Consider the following 21,059-nt stretch of genomic DNA (forward strand, 5'->3'; position numbering starts at 1 on the left):
ATCATCTTGGGTACCACGTTCATTACTAGGCACCCTAAAACGGTTGACCCAGTTGTATAGCGTCTTATCCGAAATACCTAAATGATTGGCAACTTCCTTAATGGGGTAGCCACGTTCAATGGCTTGAGCGGCTGCCTCTTGCTTAAAGTCTTCAGTAAATTTACGACGTTGATTCATACTTCCTCCGATGGTTAATTTTTACCATGCGGAGTGTCTACAGTGATAGGGGCTATTCAACACAGTGGTCGCCTATTATTGAGCCTGGTTACCGTGGGCGAATTGAGCTACGAAGATGGCGCGGCGGTCAAACCGGAGCTGATGTCTATGAAATTGTTTCAAAGGCAGAATAAACACTTAACAAGTTGCTGTTGTCGCAGCGCAAAAAGCCTCGCTGCTGGGCCGCCTTCGCTGTCGCTACGGCGCCCCAAAGCAAGGCGTTATTGGGAATCTAAATGAAGTTCGGTGTAATTACATTAGGCGGAACAAGGGCCATTTACAGCTTAAAGTGGTGCCTTAGAGCAAAACGAAGCGGGGTGATAGAAATCCAAAGGAGCGGGATGCGTTGTGAAGAAAACCGAAAATAAACAAGATTTTGAGGCGCGAGGAATCATGCGTTCTGCTAAATCAGAAAATCTACAGCCTCGTTACAACTCTAAGTGTTGCGTTTGATATCGCGGTAAAAATTTTCATGCGAACCAAGTACCATTAATTCGAGAGTCAGTGTGCCATCATTAAAACTGTATCCTAACAACGTAAGCTGCTTATTCATTTTAAATTTATGCACACGCAAAAAAGATAAGTCGCCCTTTTTCTGCTCACCAAGTCCTGGTTTCGCCATTAGTTCCTTAATGGCAGTATCCAGGTCTCTCTTTTGGTTGGGCTTAAGTTTCTTTACGGCTTTTTTGAAGCTCGGTGTTTGTAAAACACTAGTTGCCTTAGCCAAAATCGTAGGGCTCCAGTTTTCCGGCATCTTTTTCAGCTTGTGCAATGATTGCTTGCTTCACAAACTCATAGGGCAAATCGGGATTATCTTCCATCATTTCACCAATTTTAGCCCAATGCTCTATTTGCTTAGGTGGTGTTCGGTTCAGTGCTCTTGCCATAATAGTGGCTTTATCAATAAGGTCTTGGTCTAATCGTATGCTAGTGGTTGCCACGGTCATATCCTCTTGGGTTCAATTTCGCCCTGATTGTAGCAATATACCACAAATGAGGCAAGTTGCAGCAAGCGGGTCAATGCAACTCCAAAACCCTGCGGTTTTTCCGCGCATTACCCAAGCGTTATGAATTCGTATGAAAGCCAAGACTAAGTATCAGATTATCAAGTCAAACTGGATTGGATTTTGGGTGTGCATCGCCATTGCGATAGCCGCTCCAATAGCTATGTCTTTACCTGTTGCGCGGCCTGAGTCAGAGCCTTTTGAAATTTGGTTTCAGCGAGCGGGATCTATCACGGTAATATTCGCGCTGCTAGCTGAGATATGTGCATCAAAAATATCTCATGTGTTCCATGCATCAGAAGGTTTGGATCAAGCAATACTAGAGCTTCCTCAGTATCTCAAAGCGCCAGAAAAACTATATACGGCCACGGTGTTATCGTGGCCGTAGTCGGAACTATCATCTGGGGGTATGGTGATTTTATCCTTCAAAATTCATAACAAGCGCAAGCATTCGCTCCCGTTGGTCGCTGGGACGTCCAAAACGCTGCGCTTTTTTGGCCGCCCATGTTGCGGGCGCTATGAGTCAAAAGGAGTGAATCGCCTTCTTTGAGGTAATATGTGAAGCAATCATGGGAAATCGCGCAATAAAAACTCATAGCAAAGTGGTCAAGTTCACTCCGGCCGCAAAAAGCGCGGCCTGCGCGGCACCCACTAAGCTATAGCGGCTATTTTTAAACTGTGCAGTAATGAACTCGTCAAAGTGAGGGGCGAGGGTAATGCTGGTATTTCTAGCCATGACTAAAAAATAGAATATGAAATTGGGATAGCTTTTTAAACTTGAGCACAAGTAGGCTGGACCTTTTCTTTGCCTTTAGAAAGGTTATTGTTTTATATTTCCTTGCTTGGGTAATTGGCCTGATATATATCGAAACACCCTCAATTCGAATAAGCCCGAAAATACTCAAGTAAAAAATCCAATAACAAGCGCAGTTTTTTAGAGCTGGCACTGCCTGGTGGGTATACACCGTAAACGTCGATATTTGGCAGTGTGTAATCTTCTAATATGCGCACTAAACTGCCGGCGAGAATTTTTGGCTGGGCATCGTAGAGGGGGACGCGGCCAAGGCCGTGGCCGCCCTCTACAAAAACGGTGCGTGCTGCGGCGTTGTTGGTGCTAATGGTGCCGTTAACTTTAATGCTGTAGTTTCGGCTGCCTTTGCGCAGCGCAATTTCGCCTGATGTGAGTTTGTATATTACCCAGTTGTGTTTGCTTAGGTCGGCGGGGCTAGTTGGCAGGCCGTGTTTGGCGAGGTAGGCGGGGGCTGCGCAAAGGCAGGTTTGTAGGCTGGTGAGTTTTATCGCTTGCAAACCTGAGTCGGGCAGCGGGGCGCCGCGTACTGCTAGGTCAATGCCTTCTTGTAAGATATTGATGCGCTCGTCGCTGAGCATCACGTCGAGTTCAATTTTGGGGTGGAGCTTTTTAAAGTCGTTTAAGGCGGGGATGACCGCCTGCAAGCCCAAGTTGACGGGGCAGGTAATTTTTAGCAGGCCAATGGCTTCGCTTTTTAGGTTCTCGATCTGTTGATTTGCCGCCGAGGCCTGCTCAGCAATACTGCGGCACCGCTGGTAATACTGTTCGCCGGCTTCGGTTAGGGCGATTGATCGAGTGGAGCGGTTTAATAACTTAATGCCGAGTTGGGTTTCTAGCTTTTTTATGTGGTAGCTCACCACGGCGCGGGATAGACCGACATGCTTGGCTGCCGCGCTAAAATTACCCTGCTCTACAACTTGAGCAAATATCACCATGCTTCTAAGCTGGTCAAAAGAAACGTCCATATGTGTTGTTCCGCGCTAGTCCTAAACCTGAATATTAGGCCGGTGTAATGTCGCTGATTGTATCAATATTTGATCCAATGAAGTCATATTTATCTGCATTGTTTACATTAATGGCGGGGCGTACACTGTTTACCAGTATCGACATTGCGGGTTTTTCCTCGCAGTGCAGAGCCAGTAATCGGCGGGAAGGGTGTTTGGATATTATTGGCGCTATACACCAATCTTGTTATGTCTCGTCTTGGCACAATCGTTATTTTAAGACCAATTTATTAATGGAGCTTTTATGTTGAATTTTAGTTTTTCGAATTCTACCCGCATTCATTTTGGCGAGGGGCAAACTCAAATTATCGCCAAAGAAATACCAGCTAATGCGCGAGTGTTGCTGGCTTATGGCGGCGGCTCCATTAAAAGTAATGGTATTTACGATGAGGTGATTGCGGGCTTAGGCGAGCGCTTTGTAGTTGAGTTTTCTGGCATTGAACCCAATCCAAGTTACGACACGTTGATTAAGGCAGTTCCGCTGATTAAGGAGCACCAACTGGACTATATTCTGGCAGTGGGTGGTGGCTCGGTGGCCGATGGTTGCAAATTTATATCGGCAGCGGCGTTTTATGAGGGCGACGACCCTTGGGATATTATTGCCAAACGCGCAAAAATCACCCAAGCACTGCCTATTGGCGTGGTGCTCACCTTGCCAGCCACTGGTTCAGAAAGTAATGCCGGTTCGGTTGTTACTCGTCATGGCCATAAGGGCGCATTTTCGCACCCGTTATTACAGCCGCAATTTGCAGTGCTAGACCCAAAGGTTACGCTGTCGCTGTCTGATCGGCAGGTGGGTAATGGCGTGGTTGATGCCTTTGTTCACACGATGGAGCAGTACCTTACCTACGGCGTTAACGGCAAGGTGCAAGATCGCTTCTCCGAAGGTTTACTGCAAACTTTGATAGAAGATGGCCCTAAAGCGCTGGCGGCGGAGTCGAAACAAGATTTAGAGGTGCGGGCTAATATTATGTGGTCGGCGACGTTGGCTTTAAATGGTTTGATCGGCGCCGGTGTTCCCCAAGATTGGACCACCCATATGATTGGCCACGAGTTAACGGCTGCACATGGCATTGATCACGCGCGCACGTTGTCGATTGTGTTGCCTGCGGTAATGAAGGTGCGCCGCGAGGTGAAGCGCGAGAAGTTGCTGCAATACGCTGAGCGGGTTTGGCAGCTAAAAGACGGCGACGATGATTCGCGAATAGATCGCGCGATTGCGCTTACCGAGGAATTTTTTACAACGATGGGTGTACCTACGCGTATGTCGCACGTTGATTTGAATAGCGGCCATATCGACAATTTAATCGCGAATCTCACCGAACATGGCATGGTGAAACTGGGCGAGCAGAGAGCGGTAACGCCAGAAATTAGTCGTCAAATATTAGAGACCGCACTGTAATAGCAATTAGATATTCACTTACATTATTTAATAAGGCGCTAATATGATTACTGTTCATCACTTGAATCAATCTCGCTCTAAGCGGGTGCTTTGGCTATTAGAAGAGCTAGCAATGCCCTACGAGATTGTTCACCACCAGCGCAATCCGCAGACCAATCTTGCACCGGCCAGTTTGGCGGCGATTCACCCCTTGGCCAAATCGCCAGTGATTGTGGATGGCGAGCAGACGTTGTGCGAGTCTGGCGCGGTAATGGAATACCTGCTCGATCAAGATCCAAAGCAGCGGTTGCGGCCAGCCAAAACCAGTGCCGATTATTACGTCTATTTGGAATGGCTGCACTTTGCCGAGGGCTCGCTGGCGATGCCCGTCATAATCAATATGATTATGCAGCGCGAAGAGCGGGCTGGGGATAAAGCTTTGGATGGCTATATTGCCAAAGAAATTGCGGTAGATTTTGCTTATATTGAGGCGACTTTAGCTGGACGGGACTACTTTGCCGGCGCTGAATTTAGCGCTGCCGATATTATGATGACCATGATATTGGAAATTGCTAATCGCGATGGTTTGATCAAAGACAAGCCGCATACCTTGGCTTATTTAAGCAAGGTGCAATCTCGCCCCGCCTATCAAAAGGCTGCTAGCCTAGGCTAGGCGTGATGCGCCTGATTTAAGTGAATCAGGCGCATGGCTTCGTTCTACAGTTTAGAAATCTTAATCAAACCAGTGCCGAGTTCGGTTAGCAAAAGCGACCAGGCTTAGCATTACTGGTACTTCTACCAAAACGCCAACCACCGTGGCCAAGGCCGCTCCCGATTGTAAGCCAAATAGCGATATGGCAACTGCCACTGCTAACTCAAAAAAGTTTGAGGTGCCGATCATACAAGCTGGCGCGGCCACATTATGAGGAAGCTTCATGGCTTTAGCGGCGCCATAGGCAATCGCGAAAATGCCGTAGGTTTGCAATAACAGTGGAATTGCAATTAGCACAATAGCCAGTGGGCTGCCGATGATGGTTTGTGCTTGAAAGCCAAATAGCAGCACCACCGTTGCCAGTAAGCCCGCGATAGAAACGGGTTTTAAGGTTTGAATAAACTGATTTAAGCGCAGGTGGTTGTCGGCGGAGTCGAGTAACTTACGGGTAACAATACCCGCGACAAGCGGCACCACAACATATAACAGCACTGAAAACAGTAGGGTGGCCCAGGGCACCGTTACATCGTTTACGCCCAATAAAAATGCTGCAATGGGGGCAAAGGCAAAAATCATAATCAGGTCGTTTACCGATACTTGCACCAAGGTGTAATTTGCGTCGCCTTTAACAAGGTGGCTCCACACAAACACCATGGCCGTGCAGGGCGCAACACCGAGCAAGATCATACCGGCAATGTATTCGCTGGCGGTTTGCGGGTCGACCAGATCGACAAACACCACGCGGAAAAACAACCACCCCAGCGCAGCCATGCTAAAGGGCTTTATTAACCAGTTAATCACCAAGGTTAGCGCCAAGCCCTTGGGCTTTTTGCCCACGTCTTTAATTGACGAAAAATCCACTTGAATCATCATTGGGTAAATCATGACCCAAATGAATAAGGCGACCGGAATATTGACATGGGCGTATTCCAGGGCGGCAAACCACTGAAATACCTCGGGTAAAAAATTGCCTAAGCTCACGCCGGCGAGAATACAAAGCCCAACCCACACCGATAAATAGCGCTCAAAAACTCCCATGATTAAATCTCCTCAGCCAACTGTTGCAAGGTAGTTTGTAATTGGGCGCCGCTCATTGCGGCAATATCTAAACTCAGCAAGCCGCGAACGCGGATTTCGATGGTGTCCATTACCGAATTAAATGCCGATTGAATCTCGGCCTCGCTGCCCTCCAATTTAGACGGGTCTGGCAAACCCCAATGCACTTTAGCGGTATTGCCAAACCACACTGGGCAGGCTTCGTTGGCGGCGCTGTCGCACACGGTTATTACCACATCGGGTTTAATGGCTTCAAAATCATCCCAAGACTGGCTTTGTAGTCCGTCAATTGAAATGCCGCGCTGTTGCAGGTATTTCAGTGACAGCGGGTGAACCTCGCCAGCAGGCTGACTGCCTGCACTGTAAGCCGTAATGCGGCCATCCGCTAAATGATTGGTAATGGCTTCGCTTAAAATGCTGCGGCAGCGATTGTGGGTGCAGATGAACAGAATTTTCATAAGGAAACCTCGATTAAATTAAACGGTGGATTAGCAGCAAGAAGGGCGGTCGGGCATGTTTTTTAGCTTAAGCGCAAGCGTGCTGAGGGTGTCTTGATGTGCAGCGCAAGCTTGTTTAAGCAGCGCCATGGCCCAGTCGGGTGCGGCGGGGCTAATTTTATAAAAAACCCACTGGCCGCGGCGTTCATCCGCCAATAGGCCGCAGTTGCGCAGCTGGGCTAAATGCCGAGAAATTTTGGGCTGGCTGTCGTCCATCGCCACCATTAACTCGCAAACGCAGAGTTCACCTTCTTGGTGTATCAATAAGGTGGCGTTGAGGCGGGTCTCGTCAGACAGGCATTTAAAAAACTGCGCTAAATTGAACAAGCTCGTTTCTCCGTATCTGTTGAGGCGCTCGCCTTAGTGATACATCTTAATATATGGATATGCGTATATTGTAAAGCGCTATGTCTAGTTTTGATATAGGTGTTGGTGATTTTAGGCGAAACTGTGTTGGAAATTATCGTTGCAGTAAGAAGGGCGGCGCTAGGTATTGCGCCGCCCTTACATTCTGCGGTTTAAGCCCGAAGTACACTTTAAAGCTAAAGGCGTTTTCGATAGGCGCCTTATGTATTTAAATGGCCTGCCTTAACATAAATGAGCGCACCGTCGTCTTTTGTGAATGGCGTGTGCTGGCTCAGATGAGGGCTACGCAACCACGAACCTTTTGGGTAGCTACCGTGCTCATCGTGAAACGTGCCCTCTAAAACAAAGATCTCTTCGCCACCCCAGTGTTGATGCGTGTTGAACTGGGTATTTGGCGCCCACTTTACTAATGCAACGTGTTCGCCTTCAAATTCGTGCAGCGACATAACGCTTAACCCGTCGACTAGGCCTTGTCGCCAAGACTCAGCATTGGTATCGATGACTTTTTGCGCAGCGTCGGCTTCGCTAAATTGGTGGAGCTTGACGAAAATGGTCGCACCTTCTTTACCAATTTTAGGTGTGTGTGAGCTGCCAATGGGGTTGCGCACATAACTGCCGGGGGGATAGTTCTGATGCTCATCTGCAAAAACACCATCCAAGACCAAAAACTCCTCACCACCAGAATGAAGGTGACTTGAGAACTCGCTAAAAGGCGCATATCGAACAATTGATGTCGCCCTTGCAACTTCGTCCCCAATTCTATCCAGCATCATGCGCTCGACACCCGGCATAGGAGAGTCAACCCAGCGATAGTCTGCTGGGCGAATAACAATGCGCTGCCCAAAGTTGGCATTAAGAAGAGTTGTCATAGGGGCCTCGCAGTGAAATTGACGTTTTTACAGGTCTAGGATAATGCAATCGGTAAAAGTTGCTTGCTGTAAAAATGGCAAGCTTGAGGTTCCGTGACTTTGCACGGCTCTTGAGAATGAAACCACTAATGTAGAAGCAAGCTAGTTTGCAATGTTGTATCCCCTATAAAATTAGAGGGTTACCACGCTTAGTTGTGGTTGAATTCCTAGTTTTCTATTTCTTTGCAAAATCACCAGATAGCGTATTTATGATCTTTTACTGGGTTGCTATTTGCAAGTTATGCGTGGCATTTGAAAATGATCCTCAATGCTCGGTCATTTTCTCTCGGCCTTGCAGCTTCTGAGCGCACAGATTGCCAGCTTAGGAATACGGAATTAGACGAGCAGTGCGCAAGGCTCTAGCGTCATTATAGCGGGCCTACAATGGCCGCATATATCAAGGCAGCTCATTACGGACGCCGCCTAGGCGGGCAAACAGCAAGAGCCAAGGTCAGTATATTCGCGTATTTCGTTTTTCTGGTTGGATGTGTAACTTGATGAAGGCAAGTCTTCCGAACTTTACCTGCGGCGGCTTTCCTTCACCCAAACCCTGCCTCCTAGGTATAAGGTGCTGAACACGGGAGTTTAGGAGCATGCTGGCGGTTAGCTTGTACTCGAATATTGGCGCTATCGAGGTGCTCGCGCTCACTTTGGTATGTGCTGGCGCGCGTAATTTACATTGCAATCTCCGACGAGCCGCAGTTAGCCCATGATAAATACCAATTCCGTGACGCATACCGGCTTGAGTTCTTGTAGTGGCGAGTTTCTCGACGCCAAGCTTGAGTCTTGTTTCCGAAGCTCAGTGCAAGCGCAGCATATTCGGCAGTTGCGAATTGCCTTGTTTGTGACGGCCGGCTTGTTCCTAGTGATGGGCTTGTTCGACTATCTGCTGCTGGGGCTTAGCGAGACCTTCCTTCGCCTTGTGGTGATCCGCGGCGTCGTGGCCTTGGCTTTTCTGGTTCTGGCGGTCGCCCTAGCGCGCCACCCACAGTTGCTCGTCAGCGATATACCGCTTAATGCTGCCTGCCTTTTACTGATTACGAGCCTTATACTTATTGTTCCTTTGCGTACCGAGATTATTGGGGCGCAGCTGACCCCCGCAGTGGCCGCGACCCTTGCTCTTTACCTCTTTATTCCCAATCGAATTCCCTGGGCGTTTGCATGCTGTGTGTATCTTAGCGCCGGCGTTTTGCTGGCTTTTTATTCGACTGGGCTTGTTGAGCTGCAAGGTATGGTGGGCGCGACCTTGGCACTTTTGTTGGCGAATGTTATCGGGCTATTGGCGTCCTTGCGTCTGAATCGTTTACAGCGGGAGCAGTTTACCTCCCTGCTCGCCGAGCGCGAGACTAATCAGCGCCTGCAGTTAGAGATCAAGGAGCGGCAGCGCCTAGAAGAAGAACTGCGCTATCTGGCGCAAACTGATGGTCTGACTGGGCTGAATAACCGCCGTTGGTTTTTTGAACTGGCAGAACGAGAGTTAAAACGCAGTCGACGCGACGGCACTCCACTTGGCTTTTGCATGATTGACCTCGATAAGTTCAAAGCCATCAACGACAAGATGGGGCACACCGCGGGCGATAAAATACTGGCCACCGTGGCGGCGCTGTGTCGTGAAGAGTTGCGGGATACGGACATTATAGGTCGTTATGGCGGGGAGGAATTTGTGATCGCCCTGCCAGAGTCCGGCCCGGCCGATACCTATAAAGTCGTCGAGCGCTTGCGAGCGCGCATTGAGCAGTACCAATTCCCGAAAGAGTTCGTCGATCGGAACCTGACGGTTACGGTGGGTATGGCGCAGGTGGCGCCGGGCGAAACAACCTTGGCACCCGTCTTGGCCCGTGCCGACCAAGCGCTGTATGTGGGTAAGCGCCGCGGGCGCAACATCGTCATTGTCGATGCACACTGCTCAAAAGAAGCTGTGTTGAATTAGCTCTACATCACATTCCCCCAAACCCAATCGCCGCTGCACGCTCACCCTGTAAGACAAAGCGATGCCTGTTCCCTTTTTCTATACTGCTATTTCTCGGCATTGCAAAACTATTGGCTCTAGCGAGGTATATCTGATTGTGCATTGCTACGTCTTAGCATAGCGGGCTAGCCGAGGGTCTCTAACCCTCAGCTCTCGGCAAACATTTTCAAGCGCCCGCTTTTCACCCAATAGCAGAATACCTAGTCGCAATTCATATTGTAGGCTTTAGTTGAGGGTTGTAAGGGTGGGCGTGACCCCAAAGTGATATTGGCTCGTAAGGGCTAGGCTTTTATAGATTGCTTTAGTTACCCTGTGTGCCCACGTATCGCGGCCTACTTTGCAGATACGGCGCCAGAATCCAAGAAATCGATCATGTTCTGATGAAAACTTCCATTCTGATGCGCAATTGCAAATAAGACCTCCATTCTCAAAAGCAATGCGATTCACTACCTTAGCATCTTACCTTACCGGCTTATTTAGTTAAGTGCCTATTAGTTAGGTGCCTATTGATTAGGTGCTTAAGTATTTGCTATGCTGCCGCAATGAAAAATACCAATGCGCTCAACTCTGCAACCTACATACTGGCTGAATCTTCTAGGCTAGTCCGCGAAGATTTTCGTCGTCGCGCCCAGCATATGAATCTCACTCAGCCCCAGTGGCGAACCTTATTAATTCTGTCGCGAGCGCCGGGAATTAATCAGGCCTGTTTGGCGAGCCATTTAGAGGTTAGCCCCGTTACGGTTACCCAAAGTGTTGACCGTTTAGTAAAGGCGGGATTGGTGCTGCGCGAGCGGCCTGAAAATGATCGGCGCTCTTTAAATTTATTTTTGACTGACGATGCTCAGCCCTTGTTGGCGGAACTTAATATTATTGCCGAGCAAACGCGAGAGGCCGTTTTAGCTGGTTTTAATGCTGCCGAGCGCAAACAGTTAGAGCTGATGTTATTGCGTGTAAAACAGAACTTAAGTGACTCGGCGGTGGCAATGGATACTGCGCTGCAGGCCGTTTCGGAGGAAAAGCTAGCATGAGTAATCAGCATAATATTGATGTCAGCGCTGCAAGTAACGCTGAGTACGAGGCTAAAGCCATACAGCGCACGCGTTTGCGTCGGCGATTATTTCTGCTGGTTCCTGTCGTGGTGGTTTGCTTGGGCGCTTATATATTTGTTGTTGGCGGCCGCTATATCAGTACTGAAAATGCGTATATCAAAGCCGATGTGGTTAATGTTGGCGCTGAGATTAGCGGTAATATTGCGCTTATTCAGGTTAAAGAAAATCAAGTTGTTAACGCGGGCGATGTTCTGCTGCAGATCAATTCGCAAGTTTTTGAGGCAGAGCTACACGATGCCCAAGCCGAGCTAGAGCAGGCCTATATGCAAATAGCGTCTTTGCGAGCGACCTATGTACAAAAACAAGCGGCGCTAGCTGCCGCGCAAGACGATCTTGATTTTGCCATTAAACAACAGCGCCGCATTGAAGATTTACACAATAAGGGCGTTGCCTCTGGGGTGTCCTTAGATCAGGTGCAGCGCGACCTAAGCGTTGCCCGTAATACCGTAAATAAGCTAGAGAGCGAGCGTGCAGAAACCTTGGCTAAGCTCGGTGGTCGGTTTGACATTGACCAGCAGCGCCATCCCGAAGTGTTGGCGGCCGCGGCGAAAGTAGAAAAGGCGCAGCTCAATCTTGAACACTGCATTTTACGTGCGCCTATTGATGGCGTGGTCTCTAAGGTGCCCCAGCGGGGCCAATATGCGATGCCAGGGCTGCCTATTATTAGTGTGGTTGCCAATACCAATACGTGGATAGAGGCTAATTTTAAAGAAGATCAGTTGGCGAAACTGGCCCCAGGCTCAAAAGTTGAAGTGGAAATAGATGCTTATCCCAATGAGCGCTGGACGGCGACCGTACACAGTATTTCACCGGCAACTGGCGCGGAGTTTGCCTTGCTGCCGCCGCAAAATGCTACGGGCAATTGGGTGAAAATTGTACAGCGCCTGCCGGTAAGGCTCACCATTCATCATCACGAAAATGAATCGGTGCTGCGGGCCGGCTTAAGCGCCAATGTTCATGTTGATACCGGCGTGCCACCGCGTTTGCAGAAGTTGCTCAGTATGTTGGGAGCGAAACAATCTGCTGCTCATCCGAAAACCGACGCAGCAGTCGTCGCTAGCCATTTGTGAGTTCCCTGGCTAACAGCAGCGCAGTGGGGCGGGGCGCAATTCGCTCCACAGCCTTGATTGCCTTTGGCACCCTTACTGCTACGATGATGCAGGCATTGGATACCACCATTGCTAATGTGGCGCTGCCGCATATGCAGGGCAGCTTGTCGGCGTCGCAAGAACAAGTGGCGTGGGTGCTAACCTCGTATATTGTTGCCGCAGCTATTGCCACAACCCCAACGGGTTATCTTGCTAATCGCTACGGCGTAAAGCCGGTATTTTTGGTCGCGATTGCCGGTTTTACGATAGCTTCTATGCTGTGTGGTATTGCATCAAGCCTGAGCGAAATTGTATTTTTTAGGCTGCTGCAAGGCATGTTTGGCGCGGCATTGGTGCCCTTGTCGCAAACCACATTGTTAGATACCTACCCACCAGAAAAGCAGGGTTCGGCAATGGCCGCTTGGGGCATGGGGGTTATGATTGGGCCAATTATAGGCCCTGCACTAGGCGGTTGGTTAACCGAAAACTACAGCTGGCGCTGGGTTTTTTATATTAATTTACCTATTGGTGTGGCGGCATTTTGGGCTTTAAAAACCGCGTTACCAGACACCAAGGTACGCAACAATAACCCAATGGATTTTACCGGCTTTGCCTTTCTCAGTATTGCTATTGCGTCGCTGCAATTAATGCTAGATCGCGGCCAGAGTTTAGATTGGTTTCAGTCTAAAGAAATAATGCTGGAGTGCTTCTTAGCCATAACCGCTTTTTATCTGTTTACTAGCCATACCCTGACCACCGATAAGCCCTTTATTTCGCCAGAGCTATTTAAAGACCGTAATCTGGTGGGTGGTCTGATTCTTATTGCCATGCTGGGTATTGTATTGTTCTCTACCTTTGCGCTATTGCCGCCATTTTTACAAAACTTGCAGGGTTATTCGGTTGTGACCGCGGGGGTTATTATGGCACCTCGTGGTGTGGGTACCATGATTGCCATGCAAATCTCTGGGCGCATTATTAACCGTATGGACACCCGCATCCCAATTTTAGCGGGCATGTTATTATTGGCTTATTCGCTACATTGGATGTCGACCTTTAGCCCCGACGTTGGCCTTATGGATATTGTATTGAGCGGGGTTATTCAGGGTTTGGGGCTTGGCTTTATTTTTGTGCCCTTGTCGGCGGCAACGTTTTCAACCTTGGCGCCCCAATATCGCGGCGATGGCACGGCCTTATATAGCTTGTTAAGGAACGTCGGCAGCAGTGCAGGTATTGCGCTGGCCTTCGCTTATCAAGATTACGGTACCAAGATGGCGCATTCCGTTTTGGTTGAAAATATAAACCCGTATAACCCCGCGGTGATCGAGTATCTCAATTCGTCTACCGGCTTATTGGGCATTAGCAGCCTTATGCAAATAGAAGGAGAAATTCAACGCCAAGCGGCGGTGATTGGTATGCTGGGTAATTTCCATTACATGGCTTACGGGGTGATGTTTGCGATTCCGTTTTTGCTCTTGCTACGCCCAGGAAAAGCCGATGATAGCCTAGAATCTGCGGTGATGGATTAGCGCTTCTACGGTAAAATAAGCCTTAAAATGGCCACCATACACTCGGTATTTTGCCTTGCTTTAGTAAGGACGCCACATCCATCCCCACAGCCACGCCAGCGTGAACAAAGAATCCACCCCAAATCGACGCCGAGCGCAGGGCTAAAATACCAAGGAATAAACCAAATAATATGGCGCCTGCCGCCTCTGGCCACAGCTTTGGAAAGTGAATCATGAGGTAGGGAATACACATAATCCATACTGCGTTGGCGCCAACGGCGGGGCGCAAAGCCTGTAAGAAAAATCCCCTAAAGAAAAACTCCAGGCAAATAAACTGGGTAAGGTAGAGTAATTCCCAAGCGATAAAATCAAACCAGCTGCGTCCGGCCATGCGATAAAACGGGTAGTGCGCTACAAAGTCGCGGCTACTTGCGGCAATTACAATAAAAATCAGTATGGGGGAGAGCAGTAACGCGTAGCCACGCCAGTGCTGAGTGGTGGTGTTCCAGCGCCAGCCCATGTCGGCGATTGGCGTGCGAATAAATTTCTTAATGACGAGCGCGGGTAGCGCCACGTAACCAACAATATGCCAAGTCGTCCACCACACATAGATAATCAAATCGGCGAAGCCGGTTTGTCGCAGGACTTGGTAGAAGTAGTGATAAGGCTTGCCCATAAGCTCACTTATTAACTGTAGTAAGCTTAGTAAGACCGAGGAGTATTTGAGGTAATGAATGAGCAGGAGGCAGACAGCAACACAGGCTAAAACGATAAATACCCGGCGCAGGGCTTGGGGACGAGTTAGGCTGTAGCTGGGCGCACTCGCGTCGATTTCATCTAATGCGCTTAGAATTTGCTTAGGGTGCGTTGTTTTGGCGAGATGGGCCGCGCCAGTTCTGATACGATTTATCATTGATTCTCTCTCGGCGCGCCTAGCCGCCCAAATGAAGAATAAAACGAGACTACTATGTTAAATCCCGTATTTTACCTTAAGCACCAATTAGAAACTGGCAGTGTATGCTGATATTCAGCCGCAGCGTCGCCAACTTAGTCTATGGCCTACTGAGCTTTGTGATAAGCCTTATTTTAGCGTGGCACTTACTCTTAGCCGCTAACTTCTTTTATGGATTTTGGCATGATCATATTGGGATTGCCGAAAATATTGCCGAAGTTGGCCCTAAGAACATCTATCGCAGTGGTTTTGCCGACACCAGTCGCGCAGAGCGCATCGATTTATTTGGCCAGATTTGCGAGGCTATAACCCATCAGGGCAAAGGCCTTGGCGATATAGGCTATACCACTGCTAACGGCAGCGTCACGCCATTACTTCACCAAGCCGAGATTATCCATTTACAAGATGTAGCTAATTTAATTAGCACCTTGCAGCAGGGGCAGCCGATTGTGCTCGCGCTATGGTTGCTCGTATTGGGCGTGTTTTACGTGAAATCGTGGCGGCTGCCCAGCTATAAGCAGCTCCTTGCCTTAAATGCGATCTGGTTACTCAGCGTTGGTATTCTGATATTTTCGGTGGGCTGGGTAGATGTATTTTACAAGCTGCACGTTTTAATCTTCCCCGAGGGGCATCAATGGTTTTTCTATTATCAGGAGTCTCTGATGTCGACCATGATGAAGGCTCCGGATCTATTTCTGTATATCGGCGTGAGCTTAGCTCTTGTTGCTGTTGCTATTTTTGCGGGACTACACCGCGTTTTAGGGCTGCTGCAGAGTAAGTTTAGAGTACAGGCTTAATGTAGGTTTGAAGTCGCTTAGCTTCGATTTGCTGCAAGGAGATTAGCGGCGCGGGTAAGCGCGCCGCTGTGGATTTATGCGGCTTGCTTTAGCACAGTGGCCAGCGGAGTGCTTGGCACCGATTTTTGCTTTTTACCTTTGAGCGCATAGCAATTGAGCCCAGCCATATGAATTTTACGCAGATAGGTTTCCCAGTTAATGGCACGGGCATCAACGGGAAATAGGGCTTCGTCGGCTGGCCCCATGCGCTTGGCTAGGTCGATAAGCTTGTTGTTGTGGAATATATATTCCGGCTCGGTGTAAAAAGAAAATATGGTAGACAGCGCAATAGCCGCATCAAGGTTACGCCGCGCTTTTATGCCGCGCTTCCAACCGAGCTTGGCGAGGGTTTGGCTGGCGATAAGCAACACAAAGCGCATACACAGGGTTATAGCATTAAATAGACGCTTATCTACTGCAATAAACGGCTTACGGGGGCGTCGCGCAAAGAGCTTGTCGTAACTCTCGTGGTTTTCTTTGGCTTCGGCCATGAGGTGGTCAATAAAGGCGCCTAGGCTGAGGGGGTTGTCTGAGCCACTACAGCATTGATAGACGTGGTGATTGCCCGGAGTTTTAAACTGCTCTGCGAGGGACAGCAATAGGCTGTTGGCGACTAAATCGGCTGGAATTACATCAATAATGCCGCTGCGTTTACCGGGAAAGAAGGTGACCTTTTCTTTGGCGTAGGCAAGCAAAATGGCATCGGCCACTTTTACGCCCTCGATCCAACCTGGAGAAGGTTCGCGCAGGGTGCTTTCAACAATGGATGGCCGCAATAGGGTCAGCGAGTAGCCGCGCAGTGATTTTAATAGCAGTTGTTCACCAAGCCACTTGGTAAACGTGTAGGTATCGTTCCAGCCACAGGCATTGGCTTCGCGAATGCCTAGATCAATCAGCTGCGCCTTTAATGCTTTACCCTCGTACTGCTTGTATAACGCGGCTATTTTTTCCTCCAGTTCCTCAATTAAATTGCCAACCTCAAAGTAGCCAGCTTTATGGCGAGGAATGTCGCCGCGCGCGGGTGTTACGATGGTTTCGTGGATATGGCCTTTATTAAAGCCATTCACATAGCACGTCGAGACCTGAATAACGGGGATATTGCCGGCCATATCCGACAGCTCAACAATATTGCGTAAACTGTGAGTGTTAATCGCCAGCGCGCGGTCTAGCTCTTCGCGGAAATTAACACTGGCGGCGCAGTTGACCACGGCGTCTAATTTGTCGGCAAGGGCGCGAAACTCTTGCCGGGGCAAGCCAAACTGATGCTCGCTTATTTCGCCGGTAATGCAGTGAATACGGTTGTTGCAGAAGTCGTTAAAGTACTCGGCTGAATTTAACTTGAGATGTTCAAAGACCGAGGAGCTAGCTATTTCATTGGCAAATCGACTGCCCGCATTGGCGTGCTTTTTACTCCCTCTAATTACCAAATACACGCCGCCAATATCAGGCACTGTGCGCATGATCTTTTCGAGCATTACCTTGCCAACAAAGCCGGTAGTTCCAGTAATTAGAATGTGCTTTCCCTTGAGGAGTTGCAATGTTTGGGAGACGCCTTTACTTTTTTCCATGAATGCTTGCCTCGTTGAACGCTGAAGTGCTGAGCTAATTGCTGTCACTGCAATTGGTGGAAGCTTCTATCAAATCTATACTAGCCGTAAACCTTGACCTAAATATGACACTGCTGGCCTTGCGTAGGTGAATGCATCAAGTGCGCCAAGTTTCAGCTGCGTAACTCGCTGTTATTTGGCCCGAGTATAGGTCTTTAGTATTAAGTATTTTTTTAAAAGGTGATGTTTTAGCGCCTATATACAAGGACGCCTTCAATACTGCTAAGGGCTGCTTGCACCACAGCTATGCAGTAGAACTATTTCGGTGCGTGCTCATGAGAAGGTTTATTCATCGCATAGTTCCCCGCGTAAATATTTAACAGTAAAAATCGTGTTCAGGCGGGATTAAGTTAACAGCGAACATACTGCAGCCATACTTAATCTGGAGCACCGCCATGAAATTACTATCAGCCCTAACACTCGCTTCTGTTGTTGTGATTCCTAGTATGGCCATTGCTGAGCACCGTGGCAGAAGTTCGTATCAAAGTGGGCCGAGCATGTACCTATTTGGCGGTGTCAGCGCCGTCGAACACGATTATAAATCCTCTGACTTCCGTTATAGCTTCGGTGATGGTTCATTAACGGATGTGAATTCAGATACTGAAACAACAGGTCTGCGCTTAGGTTTGGGGTTTGGCTTTAGCCCAGAGCTTGCGCTTGAGATGGGATTTGTAGATTTAGGCAACTTGACCGCCAGCGGTTTTTCCGACGGTTCGCAAGTATTGAACAATGGTTACACCGCCGGACGTGTTGATATGGATGGCGATGTAGACGGTGTTTTTCTCGGTGTTAAGGTTCACACCCCCGAGCGCGAAGCGATGGGTTTGTATGCGCGATTTGGGGTTTACGCCTGGGAGTTTGCTGGCACTGTGGAAGACAATAGTCGCAGCGGGAAGTTTTCCGTCGAGGGCACAGATCCATACATTGGTGTAGGCCTGCGCTTTGCGGTCGCCGAGAACGCCGACCTGCAAATAGGGTACGACCACTATGTGCTAGATGATGACGAGTCGGTCAATATGTCTGCGAACACCTTGTCGGCAGATTTGGTTTTACGTTTTTAATATTCTGCGCGGCAAAACACCGCGCAGAATATTTTCAATTGTTCACCTTTGGCAGCACTGGCAACAGCGCTGCCTTTTTTATTGTGTTTATGAACAAGAATTAATCTGCGTTAGCCCTTTGCTTCGTCATAATTGTCGCCCAAATGTTTGCTGTGACAGGACATTGTTTTAGCGGACCGGTATAGTATGGTCCATTGCGTATGTTATCGGAGAACACATGGCAGATTTAGCCTTTACTTTAAATGGGCAGCAGCAAACTTTAAGCATTGACGAGGGCACCCCCTTGCTGTGGGTGCTCCGCGATCATTTAGCTATGACCGGCACCAAGTTTGGTTGTGGTATGGGTTTGTGCGGCGCCTGCACTGTGCATTTGGATGGCAGTCCAATCCGCAGCTGCAGTTATCCTGCTCAGTATGTAAGCGGCCGCTCAATTACCACCATTGAGGGCTTGGCAGAGAGTGATGACGCTTTGCATCCCGTTCAACAGGCGTGGTTAGAGATGAATGTGCCTCAGTGCGGTTACTGCCAGTCTGGCCAAATCATGTCGGCGGTGGCGCTGCTGGCAAATAACAGCGCACCGACTGATGCTGATATCGACAGCGCGATGGCCGGTAATATCTGCCGCTGCGGTACGTATCCGCGCATTCGTAAAGCGATTCACCGCGCGGCGGAATTAAAGGGGGCTGTATCAAGCGCGGCGACTGTGGGAGTTCAGCATTACGACCCGGCAGCGGTCGTCTTAAACACCACTCATATTAGCGACGGGGAGATAGTGTAATGGCCATCTCACGACGTGCTTTTCTGAAAAGTAGTGCAGTAGTCGGTGGCGGTTTGGCCATTGGTTTTAACTTGAGTGGCTGTGCGAGGGCTCAGTATCCTCATTATTCCGCCGCAGATTTACAGCCCAATGCTTTTTTACAAGTGACCCCAAGCGGCGAAGTTATATTACAGCTCCACAAATCGGAGATGGGGCAGGGTGTCTACACCGGTATGGCAACCATGGCAGCAGAAGAGCTGAATATGGACCCGGCCCTTATAACTGTTCAGCAGGCGGAGTTTCATCCTGATTTTCGTGACCCTGAGTTTTATGTCATGATTACCGGCGGTAGCTCCTCAATTAAATTAAATTACGTGATTGTGCGAGAAGCTGCAGCCACCGTTGCCGCATTACTTAGGGCGGCGGCAGCCGAGCATTTTTCGCTGCCGGAATCGGCGCTGAACCTTAAAGACGGCAAGGCAGTACACGCCGGTGGCGAAGTGGGTTTTGCAGGTCTTATCGAAATTGCGCGGAGTCTGCCGAGTCCGAAACAGGTAACTCTCAAGTCACCACAAGATTTTCAGTATATTGGTCACTACAACAAACGCTTAGACGCACTCGCCAAAGTCACTGGTAAAGCGACTTTTGGTATAGATTTGCAGTATCCCGATGCGTTAACTGCTGTTTTACTGCGCTGCCCGCAATTTGGCGGCAAGGTGCAGAGCTTTGACGCTAGCCAAGCCTTGAGCAAATCTGGGGTGAAATTGGTAATAGAAGTAGATGGCGCGGTGGCGGTATTAGCCGACACCTACTGGCAAGCACGCCAAGCCGCCGCCACAGTGAAGTTAGTGTGGGGGGAGAGCCCTTTAGCCGGTATTAACAGTGATTCACTGCGAGCTGAGCGTCACCAACTGTTAGTGAGTGAAGACGGCAAAAACGTTGAAGAAAAGGGTGAGCGCAGCGCCGCCATTGGCGAGCGTTTTGATGCGGTGTACGACGTTCCCTATCTAGCCCACGCGACCATGGAACCAATGAACGCGCTTGCCGTTGCAACGGCAGAAGGCATTGAGGTTTGGACCGGCAACCAGTCGCCAGATATTGCCCTGTCAGAAATTGCCGACGCGACGGGCTTTAAACGTGAGCAAATTCGGATTCACAACCAAATGTTAGGTGGCGGCTTTGGGCGTCGAATTATGTCGGATTATTTGGTTGAGGCCGCCCGCATAGCCCAGCTGAGTGGCCGTCCGGTTAAGCTAGTATGGAGCCGCGAAGACGATATGCGTGGCGATTTTTACCGGCCTAATTCAACGGTCGCAATGGCAGCGACTATTGCCAACAATGAAGTCAGCAGCCTGCAAGCCAAAGTCGTTGCACCCAGCATTATCGGTGGCTTTGTTCAATTCGTGACTAATTCCATTTTGCCCCAGTGGCTTCCTAACGGATTACACAAGAAAATTGGCGGGCTCGCAGCCGACACCGACCCCGCCGCGAGCGAAGGCTTAGTACACTCAGATTACGAATTTCCGTATATGCGTACCGATTACGTGATGCAGAAGACCTCAATTCCAATCGGTTATTGGCGCTCGGTGGGTCATTCTCAAAACGCGTTCTTTATGGAGAGTTTCATTGACGAACTCGCCAATCGCACCGCTCAAGATCCCGTTATGTTTCGGCTGGCGCATTTAGCAAAAGACTCGCGCCGCCGCAAAGTTTTAGAGTTGGCTGCAGCCAAAGCTAATTGGGGTAAGCCACCTGCAGGGCAGTTTCAAGGTGTAGCCGTACACGAATCTTTTTCGACCGTGGTGGCACAGATCGTCAATGTGTCGGTTAGCGATTTCAAGATTAAGGTCCACAAAGTAGTTTGCGCGGTAGAGTGCGGCATGGCAATTAATCCCGACATAGTTATCATGCAAATGGAAAGTGGTATCGTATTTGGCCTAACTGCAGCCCTAAAAGGTGAAATCACCGTTGTGGACGGCGCGGTTCAGCAAAGTAATTTTCACGATTATGAAATACTACGCATGAACGAATCACCCGAAATTGAAGTGTATCGCGTCGACACCGCTGCCGCGCCAACCGGTGTCGGTGAACCCGGCGTGCCGCCTTTGGCGCCAGCTTTGGCCAATGCGGTGTTTGCTGCTACAGGTCAACGCCTGCGGCAATTACCACTTCGCCTAGCGTAATAGCGGTGTTGCTAACAGATGAATTGACCGTAAATAT

Annotated in this window: 22 protein-coding genes; 11 read left to right on the forward strand and 11 right to left on the reverse strand. The window is 49.3% G+C overall.

Annotated features, from left to right (window positions below; genetic code table 11):
• The 3 genes from AB4876_RS14700 to AB4876_RS14710 form a co-directional block, all read right to left on the reverse strand.
• A partial coding sequence (locus tag AB4876_RS14700) for a transposase (protein WP_368382610.1) occupies positions 1 to 177 on the reverse strand: 177 nt, incomplete at its 3' end.
• Between the two features lie 475 nt (positions 178 to 652).
• Positions 653 to 943 carry a type II toxin-antitoxin system RelE/ParE family toxin gene (locus tag AB4876_RS14705; RefSeq protein ID WP_301029673.1) on the reverse strand — a complete coding sequence of 97 codons (291 nt, stop codon included), beginning with the start codon at positions 941 to 943 and terminating at the stop codon, positions 653 to 655.
• On the reverse strand, positions 936 to 1,157 hold the full coding sequence (locus AB4876_RS14710) for a TA system antitoxin ParD family protein (RefSeq protein ID WP_301029675.1): 222 nt from the start codon (positions 1,155 to 1,157) through the stop codon (positions 936 to 938). The genes AB4876_RS14705 and AB4876_RS14710 overlap by 8 nt, the downstream gene beginning before the upstream one ends.
• 136 nt (positions 1,158 to 1,293) lie before the next feature.
• Here AB4876_RS14710 and AB4876_RS14715 point away from each other — a divergent pair, with 136 nt between their 5' ends.
• Positions 1,294 to 1,608: a hypothetical protein gene (locus AB4876_RS14715; RefSeq protein WP_368382520.1), complete on the forward strand. Its 315-nt coding sequence runs from the start codon at positions 1,294 to 1,296 to the stop codon at positions 1,606 to 1,608.
• A 204-nt stretch (positions 1,609 to 1,812) separates the two neighbouring features.
• On the opposite strand, the gene AB4876_RS14720 is transcribed toward AB4876_RS14715, so the two are convergent.
• Together AB4876_RS14720 and AB4876_RS14725 are read right to left on the reverse strand one after the other, a co-directional pair.
• A complete protein-coding gene (locus AB4876_RS14720; RefSeq protein WP_368382521.1) occupies positions 1,813 to 1,956 on the reverse strand; it encodes a type II toxin-antitoxin system ParD family antitoxin in 144 nt (47 codons plus the stop codon).
• A gap of 140 nt (positions 1,957 to 2,096) precedes the next feature.
• Complete coding sequence (locus AB4876_RS14725) at positions 2,097 to 2,996, reverse strand: LysR family transcriptional regulator (RefSeq protein WP_368382522.1); 900 nt, start codon at positions 2,994 to 2,996, stop codon at positions 2,097 to 2,099.
• Positions 2,997 to 3,279: 283 nt separating this feature from the next.
• Here AB4876_RS14725 and AB4876_RS14730 point away from each other — a divergent pair, with 283 nt between their 5' ends.
• Together AB4876_RS14730 and AB4876_RS14735 are read left to right on the forward strand one after the other, a co-directional pair.
• Positions 3,280 to 4,437, forward strand: a complete 1,158-nt coding sequence (locus AB4876_RS14730; protein WP_368382523.1) for an iron-containing alcohol dehydrogenase — start codon at positions 3,280 to 3,282, stop codon at positions 4,435 to 4,437.
• 43 nt (positions 4,438 to 4,480) lie between these two features.
• The gene (locus tag AB4876_RS14735) at positions 4,481 to 5,089 is read left to right on the forward strand and encodes a glutathione S-transferase family protein (RefSeq protein WP_368382524.1); all 609 of its coding nucleotides are present in this window, start codon (positions 4,481 to 4,483) and stop codon (positions 5,087 to 5,089) included.
• A 60-nt stretch (positions 5,090 to 5,149) separates the two neighbouring features.
• Here AB4876_RS14735 and arsB read toward each other — a convergent pair whose 3' ends face one another.
• The 4 genes from arsB to AB4876_RS14755 form a co-directional block, all read right to left on the reverse strand.
• Positions 5,150 to 6,166, reverse strand: coding sequence for an ACR3 family arsenite efflux transporter (arsB, locus tag AB4876_RS14740; protein WP_368382525.1), 1,017 nt, complete (start codon positions 6,164 to 6,166; stop codon positions 5,150 to 5,152).
• Between the two features lie 2 nt (positions 6,167 to 6,168).
• Positions 6,169 to 6,642, reverse strand: a complete 474-nt coding sequence (locus tag AB4876_RS14745) for an arsenate reductase ArsC (protein ID WP_368382526.1) — start codon at positions 6,640 to 6,642, stop codon at positions 6,169 to 6,171.
• Between the two features lie 30 nt (positions 6,643 to 6,672).
• The gene (locus tag AB4876_RS14750) at positions 6,673 to 7,008 is read right to left on the reverse strand and encodes a metalloregulator ArsR/SmtB family transcription factor (protein ID WP_301029686.1); all 336 of its coding nucleotides are present in this window, start codon (positions 7,006 to 7,008) and stop codon (positions 6,673 to 6,675) included.
• A 239-nt stretch (positions 7,009 to 7,247) separates the two neighbouring features.
• A complete protein-coding gene (locus AB4876_RS14755; protein ID WP_368382527.1) occupies positions 7,248 to 7,916 on the reverse strand; it encodes a cupin domain-containing protein in 669 nt (222 codons plus the stop codon).
• 748 nt (positions 7,917 to 8,664) lie between these two features.
• Here AB4876_RS14755 and AB4876_RS14760 point away from each other — a divergent pair.
• The 4 genes from AB4876_RS14760 to AB4876_RS14775 all read left to right on the forward strand — a co-directional run bounded on the left by AB4876_RS14760 (position 8,665) and on the right by AB4876_RS14775 (position 13,647).
• Positions 8,665 to 9,885, forward strand: a complete 1,221-nt coding sequence (locus tag AB4876_RS14760; protein ID WP_368382528.1) for a GGDEF domain-containing protein — start codon at positions 8,665 to 8,667, stop codon at positions 9,883 to 9,885.
• A gap of 581 nt (positions 9,886 to 10,466) precedes the next feature.
• Positions 10,467 to 10,952, forward strand: coding sequence for a MarR family winged helix-turn-helix transcriptional regulator (locus tag AB4876_RS14765; protein ID WP_368382529.1), 486 nt, complete (start codon positions 10,467 to 10,469; stop codon positions 10,950 to 10,952).
• Positions 10,949 to 12,103: an HlyD family secretion protein gene (locus tag AB4876_RS14770; protein WP_368382530.1), complete on the forward strand. Its 1,155-nt coding sequence runs from the start codon at positions 10,949 to 10,951 to the stop codon at positions 12,101 to 12,103. Before AB4876_RS14765 ends, AB4876_RS14770 begins: the two co-directional genes overlap by 4 nt.
• The gene (locus AB4876_RS14775) at positions 12,100 to 13,647 is read left to right on the forward strand and encodes a DHA2 family efflux MFS transporter permease subunit (RefSeq protein WP_368382531.1); all 1,548 of its coding nucleotides are present in this window, start codon (positions 12,100 to 12,102) and stop codon (positions 13,645 to 13,647) included. Before AB4876_RS14770 ends, AB4876_RS14775 begins: the two co-directional genes overlap by 4 nt.
• Before the next feature lie 22 nt (positions 13,648 to 13,669).
• Here the strand turns inward: AB4876_RS14775 and AB4876_RS14780 are convergent, their stop codons facing one another.
• Positions 13,670 to 14,539, reverse strand: coding sequence for a CPBP family intramembrane glutamic endopeptidase (locus AB4876_RS14780; RefSeq protein ID WP_368382532.1), 870 nt, complete (start codon positions 14,537 to 14,539; stop codon positions 13,670 to 13,672).
• A gap of 104 nt (positions 14,540 to 14,643) precedes the next feature.
• Here AB4876_RS14780 and AB4876_RS14785 point away from each other — a divergent pair, with 104 nt between their 5' ends.
• Complete coding sequence (locus tag AB4876_RS14785; RefSeq protein WP_368382533.1) at positions 14,644 to 15,375, forward strand: lipoprotein intramolecular transacylase Lit; 732 nt, start codon at positions 14,644 to 14,646, stop codon at positions 15,373 to 15,375.
• A 74-nt stretch (positions 15,376 to 15,449) separates the two neighbouring features.
• Here the strand turns inward: AB4876_RS14785 and AB4876_RS14790 are convergent, their stop codons facing one another.
• Positions 15,450 to 16,982: a fatty acyl-CoA reductase gene (locus tag AB4876_RS14790; protein WP_368382534.1), complete on the reverse strand. Its 1,533-nt coding sequence runs from the start codon at positions 16,980 to 16,982 to the stop codon at positions 15,450 to 15,452.
• A 434-nt stretch (positions 16,983 to 17,416) separates the two neighbouring features.
• Here AB4876_RS14790 and AB4876_RS14795 point away from each other — a divergent pair, with 434 nt between their 5' ends.
• The 3 genes from AB4876_RS14795 to AB4876_RS14805 all read left to right on the forward strand — a co-directional run bounded on the left by AB4876_RS14795 (position 17,417) and on the right by AB4876_RS14805 (position 21,022).
• The gene (locus tag AB4876_RS14795) at positions 17,417 to 18,082 is read left to right on the forward strand and encodes an outer membrane beta-barrel protein (protein ID WP_368382535.1); all 666 of its coding nucleotides are present in this window, start codon (positions 17,417 to 17,419) and stop codon (positions 18,080 to 18,082) included.
• A gap of 217 nt (positions 18,083 to 18,299) precedes the next feature.
• Positions 18,300 to 18,860 (forward strand): (2Fe-2S)-binding protein, encoded by a 561-nt coding sequence (locus AB4876_RS14800; RefSeq protein WP_368382536.1) that lies wholly within the window; start codon positions 18,300 to 18,302, stop codon positions 18,858 to 18,860.
• Positions 18,860 to 21,022: a xanthine dehydrogenase family protein molybdopterin-binding subunit gene (locus AB4876_RS14805; RefSeq protein WP_368382537.1), complete on the forward strand. Its 2,163-nt coding sequence runs from the start codon at positions 18,860 to 18,862 to the stop codon at positions 21,020 to 21,022. The genes AB4876_RS14800 and AB4876_RS14805 overlap by 1 nt, the downstream gene beginning before the upstream one ends.
• Positions 21,023 to 21,059: the final 37 nt, after the last annotated feature.

Origin of the sequence: Zhongshania guokunii, assembly GCF_040892635.1 — a bacterium.
Lineage (GTDB): Bacteria > Pseudomonadota > Gammaproteobacteria > Pseudomonadales > Spongiibacteraceae > Spongiibacter > Spongiibacter guokunii.